The sequence below is a fragment of the Longimicrobium sp. genome, assembly GCF_036399935.1.
Lineage (GTDB): Bacteria > Gemmatimonadota > Gemmatimonadetes > Longimicrobiales > Longimicrobiaceae > Longimicrobium.
Genome location: NZ_DASWMD010000046.1, coordinates 123,110 through 137,591, shown reverse-complemented (window position 1 = coordinate 137,591; position 14,482 = coordinate 123,110). Strand labels below are relative to the sequence as shown.

The 14,482-nt window shown below is 70.1% G+C and carries 13 protein-coding genes; 9 read left to right on the top strand and 4 right to left on the bottom strand.

The features are described 5' to 3' along the window. Positions 1–85 precede the first annotated feature (85 nt). Genes VGB24_RS14935 through VGB24_RS14925 form a run of 3 tightly spaced genes read left to right on the top strand, consistent with a single transcriptional unit; the run spans position 86 to position 5,078 of the window. The gene (locus tag VGB24_RS14935; protein WP_331073748.1) at positions 86–1,132 is read left to right on the top strand and encodes an aromatic ring-hydroxylating dioxygenase subunit alpha; all 1,047 of its coding nucleotides are present in this window, start codon (positions 86–88) and stop codon (positions 1,130–1,132) included. Further along, on the top strand, positions 1,132–2,262 hold the full coding sequence (locus tag VGB24_RS14930) for a GNAT family N-acetyltransferase (RefSeq protein WP_331073747.1): 1,131 nt from the start codon (positions 1,132–1,134) through the stop codon (positions 2,260–2,262). The genes VGB24_RS14935 and VGB24_RS14930 overlap by 1 nt, the downstream gene beginning before the upstream one ends. Next, positions 2,259–5,078 carry a CRTAC1 family protein gene (locus VGB24_RS14925; protein ID WP_331073746.1) on the top strand — a complete coding sequence of 940 codons (2,820 nt, stop codon included), beginning with the start codon at positions 2,259–2,261 and terminating at the stop codon, positions 5,076–5,078. The genes VGB24_RS14930 and VGB24_RS14925 overlap by 4 nt, the downstream gene beginning before the upstream one ends. 90 nt (positions 5,079–5,168) lie before the next feature. Here the strand turns inward: VGB24_RS14925 and VGB24_RS14920 are convergent, their stop codons facing one another. Then, positions 5,169–5,696: a DinB family protein gene (locus tag VGB24_RS14920; protein WP_331073745.1), complete on the bottom strand. Its 528-nt coding sequence runs from the start codon at positions 5,694–5,696 to the stop codon at positions 5,169–5,171. A gap of 150 nt (positions 5,697–5,846) precedes the next feature. On the opposite strand from VGB24_RS14920, the gene VGB24_RS14915 reads away from it, so the two are divergent. From VGB24_RS14915 to VGB24_RS14905, 3 genes are all read left to right on the top strand, one after another. Further along, positions 5,847–6,809 (top strand): hypothetical protein, encoded by a 963-nt coding sequence (locus VGB24_RS14915; protein WP_331073744.1) that lies wholly within the window; start codon positions 5,847–5,849, stop codon positions 6,807–6,809. Continuing rightward, entirely contained in the window at positions 6,806–7,798 is a 993-nt protein-coding gene (locus VGB24_RS14910; RefSeq protein WP_331073743.1) for a Rieske 2Fe-2S domain-containing protein, read from the top strand. Before VGB24_RS14915 ends, VGB24_RS14910 begins: the two co-directional genes overlap by 4 nt. An 809-nt stretch (positions 7,799–8,607) precedes the next feature. Continuing rightward, positions 8,608–9,369: a lipopolysaccharide kinase InaA family protein gene (locus VGB24_RS14905; protein ID WP_331073742.1), complete on the top strand. Its 762-nt coding sequence runs from the start codon at positions 8,608–8,610 to the stop codon at positions 9,367–9,369. On the opposite strand, the gene VGB24_RS14900 is transcribed toward VGB24_RS14905, so the two are convergent. Next, the gene (locus tag VGB24_RS14900) at positions 9,330–10,397 is read right to left on the bottom strand and encodes a glycosyltransferase family 9 protein (RefSeq protein WP_331073741.1); all 1,068 of its coding nucleotides are present in this window, start codon (positions 10,395–10,397) and stop codon (positions 9,330–9,332) included. The two genes, VGB24_RS14905 and VGB24_RS14900, sit on opposite strands and share 40 nt — an antisense overlap. Then, positions 10,376–11,407 carry a glycosyltransferase family 9 protein gene (locus VGB24_RS14895; protein ID WP_331073740.1) on the bottom strand — a complete coding sequence of 344 codons (1,032 nt, stop codon included), beginning with the start codon at positions 11,405–11,407 and terminating at the stop codon, positions 10,376–10,378. The genes VGB24_RS14900 and VGB24_RS14895 overlap by 22 nt, the downstream gene beginning before the upstream one ends. Positions 11,408–11,581: 174 nt before the next feature. Between VGB24_RS14895 and VGB24_RS14890 the strand changes: the two genes are divergently transcribed. Next, complete coding sequence (locus tag VGB24_RS14890; RefSeq protein WP_331073739.1) at positions 11,582–11,800, top strand: DUF4254 domain-containing protein; 219 nt, start codon at positions 11,582–11,584, stop codon at positions 11,798–11,800. Further along, positions 11,793–12,065, top strand: a complete 273-nt coding sequence (locus VGB24_RS14885) for a DUF4254 domain-containing protein (protein WP_331073738.1) — start codon at positions 11,793–11,795, stop codon at positions 12,063–12,065. The genes VGB24_RS14890 and VGB24_RS14885 overlap by 8 nt, the downstream gene beginning before the upstream one ends. Positions 12,066–12,305: 240 nt before the next feature. Here the strand turns inward: VGB24_RS14885 and VGB24_RS14880 are convergent, their stop codons facing one another. Continuing rightward, the gene (locus VGB24_RS14880) at positions 12,306–12,524 is read right to left on the bottom strand and encodes a hypothetical protein (protein WP_331073737.1); all 219 of its coding nucleotides are present in this window, start codon (positions 12,522–12,524) and stop codon (positions 12,306–12,308) included. Positions 12,525–12,694: 170 nt separating this feature from the next. On the opposite strand from VGB24_RS14880, the gene VGB24_RS14875 reads away from it, so the two are divergent. After that, on the top strand, positions 12,695–14,482 hold the full coding sequence (locus VGB24_RS14875; RefSeq protein WP_331073736.1) for an amidohydrolase: 1,788 nt from the start codon (positions 12,695–12,697) through the stop codon (positions 14,480–14,482).

Genomic DNA, 14,482 nt, shown 5'->3' with positions numbered 1-14,482 from the left:
GCAGGCCCAGACCTCCATCTCCGTTCCCGCCATCGCCGGGTGCCCGAGCGAGCGCCCGACTCATGCGTGCGAATCGCGCCCCATCATGCGGTTTCGTAGCGGGACGCTGCACGAGAACTGGTACATCGCCGCGCTTTCCAGGCAGGTGACGGCGAAGAAGCCGTACGCATCCACCATCATGGAAGAGCCGATCGTTCTTTTCCGGGGGGCGGATGGGCGGGCGACGGCGCTCATCGACCGCTGCCTGCACCGCAACGCCGCGCTCAGCAAGGGCGACCTGTTCGACGGCTGCATCGGCTGCCCGTACCACGGATGGACGTACAACGCAGAGGGCGAGCTGGTGATCATTCCTTCCGAGAGCCCCGAGGTGCGGCCGCGCGAGGGGCGGCGGCTGGAGCGCTTTCCCGTCCGCGAGCAGGACGGCTTCGTGTGGGTGTACCTGGGGACGCCGGAGCACGCGACGGAAAAGGAGCCGTTCCGCTTTCCGCACGCGGACGAGCCGGGATGGCGCTCGTACGTGATGCTGACGCCGTTCGACGGGGACGTGACGGACCTGGTGGAGAACTTCATGGACGTGCCGCACACGGCGTTCGTGCACTCAGGCTGGTTCCGCAAGGCGGCCAACGTCAAGCGTGCCGAAGCAACCATCGAGCGCACGGCGGACGCGGTGCACGTGGAGTACTTCCAGCCGGACGACTCCATCGGCTTCAGCAAGTGGCTGCTGAACCCCGACGGCAAGCCGATGGTGCACACGGACCGCTTCTTCATGCCCAACATCACCCGCGTGGACTACATGTGGGGCGACCAGCGCGGCTTCGTCATCACCTCGCAGATCACGCCCATCACGCCGGACCGGGCGATGGTGTACACCGCCATCACCTTCCGCTTCGGCGTCTTCAACCCACTCGCGCGGTGGCTGCTTCCGCCGTACACGCGCACCGTGATCCAGCAGGACGTGCGCATCATGGAGGTGCAGACCGGCAACCTGCGCCGCTTCGGGGCGCGGCGGTTCAGCGGCACTGCGGCGGACGAGATCCATCGCGCCATCGAGGCCCTGCGCGACCATGCCGCCGCCGGCGAGCAGGGCCCGCCACCGGAGCCGCTCAGCACCCGTATCGAGTTCTGGATGTGATGGATACGGCCACCGCCGCCATCCACCTCCGCCGCGCCACCGATGAGGACGGCGCGGCGATGTGCGAGCTGTTCGCCCGCGTGCCGATGGAGACGGAGCTGGCGCTCTCCATCCGCCGCGACCCGGACTTCTCCGCGCTGCTCCGCCTGCAGTCGGACGACTGGGAGTGCTGGGTGGCGGAAGAGGAGGGGCGGGTGGAGGCGATGGCCTCGCTCGTCTTTCGCGACGGCTACCTGGGCGGGGTCGAGCATCGGATCGGCTACCTGGGCGACCTGCGCCTGTCCCCGGCGGTACAGGGGCGCCACCTGCTGAACCGCGTCTACGGCCCTACGCTCACCGCGTCGATGGAGTCGCGGGGGTGCGCGGCGTCGCTGACGGCGGTAATCGCATCGAACGAACGCGCCCTTCGCGCGCTCGCGGCGCAGAACCGGCGGCAGCGCGGGATGCCGCGCTACACGCCCCTGCGCGACTTCCGCATCCGCAACGTGCACCTGACGCTGCCTCGTATGTCACGGCGCACCACATTTCGAGTGCGCCGAGCGACGGAGGCGGACATCCCCACGCTCGCCCCATTCCTGGACGCGGACGCACGCAGCCGCCCATTCGGCCAGCCGATGCCCGAGGCGGAACTGCGGCGGCGGCTGCGCGAGTGGCCTGGACTCCGCGTAGATTCGTTCTACCTGGCGGAGGACGGCTCCGGCGCGCTCGTGGGATGCCTGGCGATGTGGGACGCCGCGCCGGTCAAGCGCACCATCGTCGCCGCGTACCGTGGCGGGATGCGTCGCGTGAAGATGGGCTACGACCTGGCCGCGCGGCTGTTGCGCTTCCCGCGCCTTCCCGATCCCGGGCAGGAGCTGCGCTACCTGTACGCCACGCACCAGGCCGTGCCCTCGGGCGATCCGACGGTGCTGCGCGCGCTGCTGCACCGCGTCTATGCGGACCATCGCCGCGGCGGCTACGTGCTGCTCTCGTTCTTTGCGCCCGAAGGCGATCCGCTGGACGCGGCGTTCCGCGGCTTCCAGTTCACCGATCTGCCGGCTCGCCTGTTCGTCGTCACTCCGCCGGGCGTGGAGCCGCCCGCGGAGTGCTTCGCGCCCGGGCGTCCCGGCTTCGAAATGGCCCTGGTATGACGCCCCCCATCACCACCCCCGCCGGGCCGCCTGCACAGGTGCCGGCGCTCCGCGTGGTCCCAGGCGACCCGAAGGCGCCAGCCTGGCGCGGCGCCATTCCGTCGCGCCGCGACATGCGCTGGCCCTTTGCCGCCATCCTCACGCTGTACGCGGTAATGGGCGTTTCGTGGCTGGGCTTCAACCGCTCGCCCGCCCAGATCCTGCTGACCATCGCCGCCGGCTGCGCGCTGGACGTGGTGCTGCACCGCGTCCTGCGCCGCCGCGAGTGGCTGTTTCCGCTCAGCGCGTACATCAGCGCGCTCTCGCTGTCGCTGATCCTGAACTACTCGCACGACTACTTCCTGCTCCTGCTCCCCGTCGCCATCACCATCGGCTCCAAGTACCTGCTGACGTTTCGTGGGCAGCACACCATCAACCCGTCACTCGCGGGCGTCGCCACCACGCTGCTGTTCGCGGGCAGTCTGATCACCACGGCGCCCGCGTACCAGTGGGGCGGCCACTGGGCGATGTCGGCGTTCATGGTGATGGCGGCGCTCTCGCTGTTCGTGTTTCGCGTGGGCCGCGGGTGGCTGATCGTGTCGTTCCTGTTCTTCTACGCCCTGCAGACCGCCCTGCGCGCGTACGTCATGCGCCACCACCTGCCGCCCGAGATGCTGTTCCTGGGGACGATGACCACGCCCCCGTTCTTCCTCTTCACGTTCTTCATGCTGACGGATCCCAAGACGTCGCCGCCGAACGCACGCGGACAGGTGGCGCTGGCATTCGGGATCACCGTGGTCGATCTGTATCTGCACACCAGGGAGAGCGTCTTCACCTTCTTCTACGCCGCGTTCGCCATCGCCATCAGCCGCTGGGCGTTCCTCCACCTGCGCGAGATGTGGCGGATGGGGGCGCTCTCGCACCTGCGCGCGGCGGTCGATCGAGGCACGCTGCGGACCGTCGGCGTGCTGGGGGCGATGGCGACGATCGGTGGGACGGCGTACGCCACCGTCATCCGCCCGCACGTGGCGCTGGACGACGCCGGGTTCGTGCTGCGCACCGTCCCCGCGGCGGAGAGCGGGCTGGGCGTGGCGATGGATGGCGGGAGCTACGACCTGGTGGACCCGCGGCTGCGCCACATCTCCAAGTGGCTCCTATCCGTCGGAGCCTCCGTGGCCGCCGGTGACGTGAACGGCGACGGGTTGCCGGACCTGTTCCTCACCCATCCGCTCGCGAGGGACGAGGACCGCGCCGCGCTGTACCTGAACCGTGGGGGCTTCCGCTTCGAGCGCATCGCCGTCCCCGCGCTGGACTCGCTGCGGATGGCGCCGGAGCGGCACGGCTTCGCCTCGTACGGGCTGTTCTTCGATTACGACGAGGACGGCGCGCTGGACCTGCTGGTTCCCGTCTCGTTCGGGCGGACGCGGCTGCTGCGCTCGCGGCTGGCGGAAACCGGGCGCGTGGAGTTCGAGGACGTGTCCGTGGCGGCCGGAATGCCGGAGTACACCATCTCCGTCGCCGCCAACGTGCTGGACTACGACCGCGATGGGCGTCCGGACCTGCTGATCGGCAACGTGCTCGATCCGTGGCTGCCCGGGTACGAGCGGCCCACCCGTCTCAACGTCTTCCAGCTTCCACAGCCGGAGTTCGACGGTGACCGGCGCATGTTCCGCTTCATGCACGACGGTTGGCACGACGCGCGGAACGGTGGGCGCAACGTGCTGCTGCGCAACGTGGGTGGGCGCTTCGTGGAGATGGACGCGGCGGCGATGGGGATGCCGGAGACGCACTGGACGCTTTCCATCGGCACGGCCGACCTGAACGGCGACGGGTGGACGGACCTGTACCTGGCGAGCGACTTCGGGCGTGACGACCTGTACCTGAACCAGGGTGGACGCGGCTTCCGGCGCGTTGCCGGGCGCCTTTTCGGACACGTAGGGATGGATACGTACAAGGGGATGAACTCGTCCATCACCGACTTCGACCGCAACGGCTGGCCAGACGTGTACGTGAGCAACGTGCACCAGGAACTGCAAGCCGAGGGGTCGCTGCTGTGGATGAACCGCGGCCCGGACGCCCGCGGTACCCCCCGCCTGCGCGACGAGGCGACGGGACGCGGCGCGCTGAACGAGGACCGTTTCGGGTGGGGTGCGGGTGTGGGCGACCTGAACAACGACGGCTGGGCGGACATCGTGCAGGCCAACGGCATGGTCGACGACCGGTTGGACGAGCGGTACGCCGGGTGCCCGGACTACTGGTACGTGAACCACAAGCTGATGCAGGCCGGCCGCGAGGTGCACACCTATGCCGACATGTGGGGCGACATCCGGGGCCGCTGCACCTATCCCAACGAAAAGCGCCGCGTGTACCTGAACCGCGGCGGCGATGCCCGTCCGCAGTTCGTGGACGTGGCCCCGCTCGTGGGCCTTACCGCGGGCGACAACTCGCGCGGCGTAGCCATCTCCGACCTGGACGGCGACGGTCGCCAGGACGTGGTGATCGCCAACCAGCACGCCGGCCCCACCCTGCTGCGCAACGCCCCCTCCGCCAAAGCTGCGGCATCGCACTGGATCGGCCTGCGCCTGGTGGGCGACGGAAAGACATGCGGCCGTGAAGCCTACGGCTCCACGGCCACGGTGCTCCTCCCGGGCGAGCGCCCCCAATCGCGCGAGGTGCAAGCAGCCAACGGTTTCTCATCGCAGCACGACACCCGCCTCCACTTCGGCCTCGGCGTCGCCGCGCCTGAGCCGGTGGCGGTCCGCATCCGCTGGTGCGGCGGCGCGACTACGGAGCACCGGCTGACGCGCGACCGCTACCACGTCGTCCGACAGGGATAGGCGGTTCTATCTGCCTACCACCACTCTCATACTACGAAGCCCCCGCCGGCAGACGGGGGCTTCGAAAAGCGTGAGGCGCCTCCGTCGGCGTCAGTTGCCTTGGCTGGACGGCGGAACCATGCCCTTGATGCGCATGTACGTGACGATGTTGCCGTAGTGCTCGAAGTCGTGCCCGGCGTTCATCACCAGTGCCGCCAGCGCCGTCCGCTCCTGGCCGAAGAGCCGCACCGTGCGCAGCGCCGCCTCGTCGGAGATGGCGTACGCGCGGTCGCAGATGGCGTTCGCCGCACGGAGCGCTTCGATGATCGCCGCCTTGTCCGTGAGCTGCTCCGCGTTCTGCGCGTTCTGCCGCTGCTCACCCAGCACGGCGGAGCAGATGGCGCCCTCCGCATTGGCGACGTGGCCGACCAGCTGGCCGAAGGTGCGCACGTTCTCCGTGGGCCGGAAGCCGTACTCTTCCGCCGGCATCTGCTCGGCGGCGGCGAGCACGTATCCGCGCGCCGCGGTGTAGATGGAGCGCACGGAGCTTACGGCGGGATTGGCCGGTGCGGCGGCGGGTGCCTGGGCGAGTACGGGCGTCGCACAGAGCGTGAGCACGGCAGTCATGAGCCACTTCATCGTTGCCTCTTTCGTTCGACGGGGAATCCAGGACGGCAGGGAGGGCTCGGGTTGCGAGCGTGCGTCTATATGGGCGCTGCAGAGACTGAATGCAAGTTTTTCGCTCGATCCAGCGATCCGGGATCAGAGGCTTTGACCCACAACATGCCGATGCAGACATCCACCGGAAGCGTTGGGCCGGGGCTTAGGGGTCCATTTCGCGACAGCTACGCGGATTGTGATTACGCCGCGCTCACGCCACGCAAGCTGGCGGAGGTCACACGCGAGCATGGGGTGGATTTCGCGACGGCGCTGCTGTACGACCGAATCCGCCACGCCGAGCCGCATCGCGCGTTCATCGAGGCGGTGGATGCCATCGATCCCGCCGCGTCGCTCCCATCCACCTCGGCGCGCCTGCTGATCGCGCCCGCCGCGTTCTGGCGCGAATATCCGCAACTCGGCGCGGACGGCGCAGCCGTGCTGGCCGTCGCTCGAGCGCTGGGGTTCAGCGCCGAACGCATCCCCGCGCCCAGCACCGGCGGCGTCACGGAGAACGCACGGATCATCCGCGACGCGCTGGCGAAGGAGGAGGACGGCTCCGTCATCCTCGTGTCGCTCAGCAAGGGCGGGGCGGACGTGCGGGTGGCGCTCGAGGACGGCGGGGCGCCGCTACGGAAGGTGCGGGCGTGGATCAACGTCTGCGGGCTGGTGCACGGAACGCCGCTGGTGGACCAGTTCTTCGCCGGGCCGTGGTGGCGGCGGATGATGGTTCGCGCGTTCCTGGCGCGCCACCGGGCGGACTTCAGCCTGATCCGCGAGCTGGGGCACGCGCCGGGTTCGCCGCTCTCCGCGCGCGCCGTGGCGCCTGATGGCGTACACGTGATCAACGTGATCGCGTGCCCGCTCTCGGAACACACGTCGGGTGCCCTCGCCAAGCGCCATCGCCAACTCGCCACGCTCGGCCCCAACGACGGGAGCACGCTGCTGACCGACGCCATCGTGGACGGCGGCGTGGTCTATCCAGTCTGGGGCGCGGATCACTATTTTCGCACGCCCGACGCGCCGAATCTCATCCGTCGCATCCTGCTGCACCTGGGCACCGCCGGCCATCTCCCCGCCTCCCCCGCTGCATGACCACCTACGCCGAAGCACCGTTCGTCTTCGATCCACCGTCGCGCGCCGCTGCCTGGTACCTGCTCGCGCCCTCGGCTTCCCTGCCCCGCGGCAGAGTGCTGACGCGGCGCATCGGCCAGGACGAGGTGGTGCTCTTCCGCGCCCAGTCGGGTACCGTGGGGGCGTTGGCGCCGCACTGCTGGCACATGGGCGCGCACCTGGGGAACGGCTGCGTCACGGGCGAGCACCTGCAGTGCCCGCTGCACCACTGGTCGTGGGACCGCGAGGGCGCCGGCGAGATCCCGGGCGGCGGGCGCGCCCCGGTATCCGCGCGGCAGCCGGGGTACGCCGTGGCGGAGCGGCTGGGCGGGATCTGGGTATGGATGGGGGACGGACCACCGGGCCCGGTGCCGGGGTTCGAGACGTTCGCGGACGACGAGCTTCTGACCTCGCATGGCCGGGCCGTTCGCCTCCGTTGCGCCTGGTACGCACCGGCCGCGAACGGCTTCGACGAGCAGCACCTGAGCACCGTGCACGGCCGCGCCCTGCGCGAGCGCCCCGAGGTAGACGTGCCGGAGCCGGGCCGGATGCGGATGCGCTACCTGTCGCGCGTGACGGGGACGGGCCTGGCCGACCGTATCATGAAGCGGCTTTCCGGCGATCACATCCGCGTGCAGATCAACTGCTGGGCCGGCAGCACGGTGACGGTGGAGAGCGATCTTGGCCGTACCCGCAGCGCGCTTCTCCTTGCCTTCGTCCCCGTCGGCGGGGAGGTAGAGGTGACGCCGGTGTTCACCACGCGCCGCGGCGGCCTGCCGGGAATGGCCCGCCTGCGCCTGGCCGTGGCGCGCTTCCTCTTCACCCGCTTCATCGAAAAAGACGTGCAGGTGATGCAGGGGATGCGCTTCCGCCCGCGCACTCCGCTCTGGGGCAACGAAGCGCTGGAAACCTTTCTCCGCTGGGCCTCCGCCCTCCCCGGCGAACGCGCGCCGCATTCAAGCCCCTCCTGACGCCCCACATCATCGGCCACCGCGCGTCCTGTCACCGCGACGGAGCGACCGCCCGAACCCTCCACATCGCCGGCCCACCGCGCGATCTGTCATCCCGATGGAGCGACCGCCCCGAGCCTTCCCGTGCACGACAGCTCGCAGCGACTGAGGGATCCGCCACACAGCGCGCGACTCCGCTCCGGAGCGGCAGACGCCTCAAAGCCCGGTCGTCGTCCGCGCCGCTCGTACGCCGTCGGCGACACCCCTAGAGCAGCGACCAGTCCCGTCCCCGGCCGCAACGCGTCTCGCAAAGTGTGTGGCGGATCCCTCGGTCGCTGCCGTCTACGTCGCTACGGCCGGTTCGATGTGGCCGCTCCGTCGGGATGACATCGTGCGCGCCTCACCTGCCGAAGCGCGATCGAATTCTCCCCTCTCCCGCTTGCGGGAGAGGGGTCGGGGGAGAGGGCGGCCGAGGCATGCGCCCGACCCGATTCGAGACGCCCTGATGTCGCGGCCTCTGCACAGGTGACCGCTGCCGCGCCCAAGGTGGAAGTGTCCCAGGCCAGATCCTTCGCCCCACGAGGGATGTTCTGCGGGCTGGCACGGCGCGCTTGGGGCTCAGGATGACAGGTCGGGGTGCGGCAAAGGAATTTGGGTGCGCACCGGGCTGGCTCCCTTCCCCCGCGCAGTTTGCGGGGGAAGGGCTGGGGATGGGGGGCGCCTGAGGCATGCGCCGAACCCAGTCGAACCGCACCCAAGGCCCGCCAGGGTAGCCCATGCGGGTGGGGCGCACCTTGCCGTCCCCCCTCCCGCACGGCAGGTTCCCGGGAATGGATTGGAAGACCTACGTAGGCCGGCACGCGCTGGCGGACTTCGTTCCGCTGGAGCACGAAGGCGCTCGCATGCTCGTGCGCAGCGGCTACGAAGACGCCGCGCGCCTGCTGGTCGAGCAAAAGGCGCTTCCGGCCGTGGAGATGCTGGGCGGCGGCCGCCAGGCGCATCCCGTCGTCCTGCTGCAGACGGGCGAAAAGGCGGTCGTGCGCCACTACCACCGCGGCGGGCTGGTGCAGCGCATCAACTCGTCGCGCTACTTCGGCGGGAACCGCGCGTTCGACGAGCTTCGCGCCACGGAGCGCGCTCGTGCGGGCGGCGTCAGGACCGCGCGGGTGCTGGCGGCGATAGAGCGCCCAAGGACGCTGGGATACCACGCCACGCTCGCCACCCTGCTCATCCCGGGGGCGACGGATGCGGCTGGATGGCTGGAATCGGCGGCGGAGGGGCGGCGCGAGGCGATGCTGCGCGAAGCGGGGCACCAGATCGCGACGATGCACGAGGCCGGCGTGGCGCATCCGGACGTGAACCTGCGCAACCTGGTGGTGGTGGAGCGCGACACCGCGCCCGAGGTGTGGCTGCTGGACTTCGACAAGGCGCGCGTGCACCCCGGACCCGTCCCCCGTGCGCGGCGCGCGGCGGAGCTGCGGCGGCTCGCCCGCTCCGCCCGCAAGCTGCGCGCGCCCATCGATCCGGACGGCTGGATGGCGGTGCGCGAAGGCTACGGCGACAGCTGGCCGCGCGGGCTGGTCCTGGGATAGTCCCGCAGCGCCCGTTCGACCTTTTCCGCCACCTCGTCCACCGTGATGCGCTCCATCCGCCCTGGCCGATGCCCCGCCGTCACGGGATAGTCCTCGCCCGGCTCACCGAACGCATCCACCATCAGGTCCAGAAACCGGCGATACGGCCCGTAGCGCTTAGGATTGGTGTAGCCCATCAGCGCCACCGTCGGCGTGCCGAGCGCAACGCCCACGTGCAGCGGCCCCGTGTCAGGCGACACGAGCACGTCCGCCCGTTCGATCAGGTACGCCAGGCGCCGCAGGTCCCACTCGCGCAGGTCCAGCGGCGGATTCCGCGCGAGCCGCCGGATCGTTGCCGCCGCCTCCTCCTCTCGCGCCGACCGTCCCCCCACCAGCACCGTCCGCGCGCCGAACTCCGGCGCCAGCCGGTCGGCCAGTGCCGCGTACCGCTCCGCCGGCCACTCCTTTTCCGGCTTCGTCGTCCCGATCACCATCGCCACCGTGGGACCGGGCGAATCCGAAAGCAGCGGAGCGTATCGCGCGCGCTCCTCCTCCGACGCCTCCAACTCCCACTCCAGCCGCCGCGGCACGCCCAGGAAATCGAGGAATTCCAGGAACTCGTCCTGCACGTGCGCACGCGGGCGCGGCGGCAGCTTGTGCGTGCTGAACAGCCAGGTGAGGTCCCGCGCCCGCGCCCGGTCGTAGCCCACGCGCACCGGCGCGCGGGTGAGCGACGTCGCGACGCCGGCCTTGAAGTACGCCTGCAGGTTCAGCGTGACATCGAAGCGGCGGCCCGCCAGCGCCCGCCGCAGGTCGCGCAATCCGCCGATCCCCCGGTCCCGGTCGAACACGACGGTTTCGTCCACCGCCGGGTGCCCCTGCACCAGCGCCGCCGCGCCGTGCTGCAGGATCCACGTGATCCGCGCCTCCGGCCGGTGCGCCTTGAGCGAGTTGATCACCGGCAGCGTGTGCACCGCGTTGCCGACGGTGCTCATCATCACCACCGCGATGCTGTCGAGCGGCGCGTTCACCGGTGCGTCCGCGCCCACAGCTCCACCTTTTCCAGCACCTGCTCAAGCGTGATCCGGCTCGTGCGGCCGGGGCGCTTTTCGATCGATACGGGATAATCCTCCCCGGGATCGCCGTACGCATCCACGATCAGCTCACGGAAGCGATACGGCCCCGTGCGCCTGGGATTGGTGTAGCCCATCAGCGCGATCGTCGGCGTGTTCAGCGCGACGGAGATGTGCATCGGCCCCGTGTCGAGCGAGATGGTGAGCGCCGATCCATCGATGATCCCCACCAGTTCGCGGAACGGCACGCCGAGCGTGGAGACGATGGGCTGCCGGGCGTGGGCCATGATCTCCCGCTCCGTCTCCACCTCCCGCTCCGACCGCCCGCCCGCCAGCACCGGCTGGAGTCCGTATCGATCCCACAGCGTGTCGGCCAGCATGGCCCATCGCTCCGCCACCCACTCCTTTTCGGGATGCGTGCTGCCGATCACCAGGCACGCCGCCGGACGCGGCAGTCCGGCGTGGAACGCGTCGCGCGCCGCCTGCTCGTGCTCCCATGGGCTCAGGTTCCACTCCACCGGCTCGTACGCGACGCCGAGCGCATCCAGGAACTCGAAGTACTGGTCCTGCACGTGCTGCGGGCCGTGGGGCGGAATCCGGGGACCGGTGACCAGCCAGTTCCAGTCGCGCGCCCGCGCCCGGTCGAACCCCAGCTTCACCGGCGCCGACGCCAGCGCCGTGACGATGCTGGCCTTGAAGTACACCTGGAGATCGAGGACAACGTCGAAGCGCCGCCCCGCCAGCTTGCGCCGCACGTCGGCGAAGGCGCGCCAGCCGCCCTTCCGCTCGAAGATTACGATCTCGTCCACGCCGGGATGCCCGCGCACCAGCGACGCCGGGCCGGGCTGGAGCACCCAGGTGATGTGGAGCGTGGGATCGTGGCGCTTGAGCGCGGTGACCACCGGCAGCACGTGCACGGCGTCGCCCACAGCGCTCATCATTACGATCAGCACGCGCGCCGAGCGGGGAAGCGGAACCAGCGCCAACGATGAACCTGCGGATGGGGGAAGCGAGATCACCCCGTGGAGAGGGGCTTGGACGCGCTGAAGATAGCGTGGAGGTCGGATGCGGCAAACGCGGGGCGTGGCGCCGGGATGCGCCCCCGTGTACATTCGCGCCGCTGTCACCGGGGCCGCCGCCCCGCCAACGGGACATGGGCAATGAACGAGAGCATCGGCACCCTGATCGCGCGCCTGGCCGAAACCAACGTCGAGCTGTGGCACGAAGAAGACAAGGCGCGCGTGGACGACGACCACCAGGTGGCTGCCGCCAAGCGCGCCGTCGACAAGCTGAACCAGCGGCGCAACGACCTGATCGAGCGCATCGACGAGGCGGTGATGGAGGCTGTGCGCGCCGCCCGCGGGGGAACCGATGGCTGAAACTGTCGGCTCGCTGGTCGACAAGCTCAGCATCATCGAGCTCAAGATCTACCACATGGCGGAGCAGGCCGCGCGCGACGACGCCGCCCCCGACTTCCGCGACCGCTGCAACCAGCGCCTGGAGGTGATGCGCCTTCAGCGCGACGACCTGGCCGAGGAGCTATCGACCCTGCTGGCGGACATCGCCTCAGGCAGGGTGGTGCCCAAGGTCTACCGCCAATTCAAGATGTACAACGACCCGCAGTACAAGCGCCCCTCGGCCTGACCACGGACGCTCCTCAACGCGAACGCCGCCGGGTGAAGCCCACCGGCGGCGTTTGGTACCGCACCCGCTGAAGGGCTCGCTCAGCGCTTCGGAGGGTTGCTCTCGCGCGGTCGCTGGTTGTTCGCACCGCCGATGGGCGTGAGATGCCCGAGCGGTGCTGGCACGAAGTTGGGACGCGGCGTCATCGGCTGCGTGTTTCGCCCGCCCTTCGAAAACTTGCCTGCCTCCAAGGGCTTCTGTTCATTCGCCATGTTTTGCTCCAGGGCCGATGGATCGGCTCGCGTCACCAAGCGGTTCGATCGCTATCGTCGCGACGGGCCGCGCCAGGACGAATGCGTTCGTCAGAAACTGTGCTGGTGTTCGCTCGCGGTGCGCAATCAGCGCGTCTACGAGCAACGCGCACAGCACACCTGGAAAGAACAGCAATACGATTCGAAGCGTAAACGCCGACAGTTCCATCGTCCCCAGTCTCTTCCCCGGATCAAACGCAAGTAAACAGCGTGGACAGAACCTAATCTGGACATCGCAAGCAGACAAGCCTTTCGGTCGTGACCAATGTTTGTCACGCCACGGCCTCGCGCGTTATCATGTGTGAACCCGTGATTCCACACCTTCAGCGACGAACGCGTATGATCCCGCGCTCACGCAGCACCCTGCTCGTCCTGCTCGCGCTTTCCGCCTGCGTCACTGCGCCGCGGCAGGCAGAGCCGCCGCTCCCGGTTCCCAGGCCGGACGGGCAGGACGGCCGTTCCGTCGGCTGGCCGCAGCCGGGGCCCGGAACGCCGGCCGAGCGCGCGAACGCGGCGGACATGGTGCTGCTGGGCGGCCGCGTGTTCCTGGCCGACGAGGCCAACACCGTCGCCGAAGCGCTCGCCATCCGCGACGGGCGCGTGCTGGCCGTGGGCTCCGACGCGGCGATCCGCGACTATGCCGGTCCCGGCACGCAGATCGTCGATCTCGACGGAAAGCTGGTGACGCCCGGGTTCAACGATGCGCACATCCACTTTGGCGCCGGGGGCCAGGGGCTGCTGAACGTGAGTCTGCTGGGCACCACCTCGCTGGCCGAGATCGAGCGCCGCGTGGCGGCTGCCGCCGCGCAGGCGCAGCCGGGCGAGTGGATCCTGGGACGCGGCTGGGACCACACGCGCCTTCCGGCGTCGGAGCTGGGCGCGGGCGGCTGGCCCACCAAGGAGGTGCTGGACCGCGCCGCGCCCAACAACCCCGTCCTGCTTTCGCGCGTGGACGGCCACACCTCGTGGGCCAACACCGCCGCGCTGCGCATCGCCGGGGTCACCCGCACCACGGCCAACCCGTCCGGCGGCGAGGTGGTGCGCGACGCGCGCGGCGAGGCCACGGGCATCCTCAAGGAAACCGCCGAAGGGCTGGTGAGCCGGCACGTTCCCGCGCCCACGCTGGCGCAGGCGCGCCGCGGCATCCGCGCGGCGCTGGACCTGGCCGCGCGCACGGGCGTCACCAGCGTGCAGACCGACGTGTGGGGCGCCGACATGGCGGTCTACAAGCAGCTGCGCGACTCGGACTCGCTCACCGTCCGCGTGTACGGCTGGCACCCGCTGGAACGGCGGGTGATCGACGGCATGCGCGAACTGGGCATCACCGCTGGCTACGGCGACGACTGGCTGCGGATGGGGATGCTCAAGGGGTACACCGACGGCACGCTGGGCTCGCGCACCGCCTTCATGCTGGAGCCCTTCGCCGACGACCACTCGCACCGCGGGCTGCCGCAGTACACCAACGCGCAACTCGACTCGCTGGTCACCGCGGCCGACGCGGCGGGGCTGCAGGTGATCCTTCACGCCATCGGCGACGCGGCCAACCGCCAGGCGCTGGACGCCTTCGAGCGCGCCGCCCGCGTGAACGGCGAACGCCCGCGCCGTCACCGCATCGAGCACGCCCAGGTGCTGGACCAGGCCGACATCCCCCGCTTCCGGCAGCTGGGCGTGATCGCCTCCATGCAGCCCACGCACGCAACCAGCGACATGCGCTGGGTGGATACGCGCATCGGCCGCGCACGCGCGACGGAGGGCGCCTACGTGTGGCGCTCGCTGCTGAACGCCGGCGCCACCGTCGTCTTCGGCACCGACTTCCCGGTGGAGCCCATGCCGCCGGTGGAGGGCATCTACTCGGCCGTCACCCGCCAGAGCCGCGAAGAGCCCGGCACCCCGCCGGGCGGCTGGATGCCCGAGCAGCGGCTGACCCGCCAGGAGGCCATCCGCCTGTACACGGCGACCCCGGCGTACGGCGAGTGGCAGGAGACGCGCAAGGGAATGCTGCACGCCGGCATGCTGGCGGACCTGGTGGTGTGGGACCGCGACCTGCTGACGGTTCCGGAGGGCGAGATCCTGCAGGCCGCGCCGGTGATGACGGTGGTGGGCGGCCGCGTCGTGTACCGCCGCTGA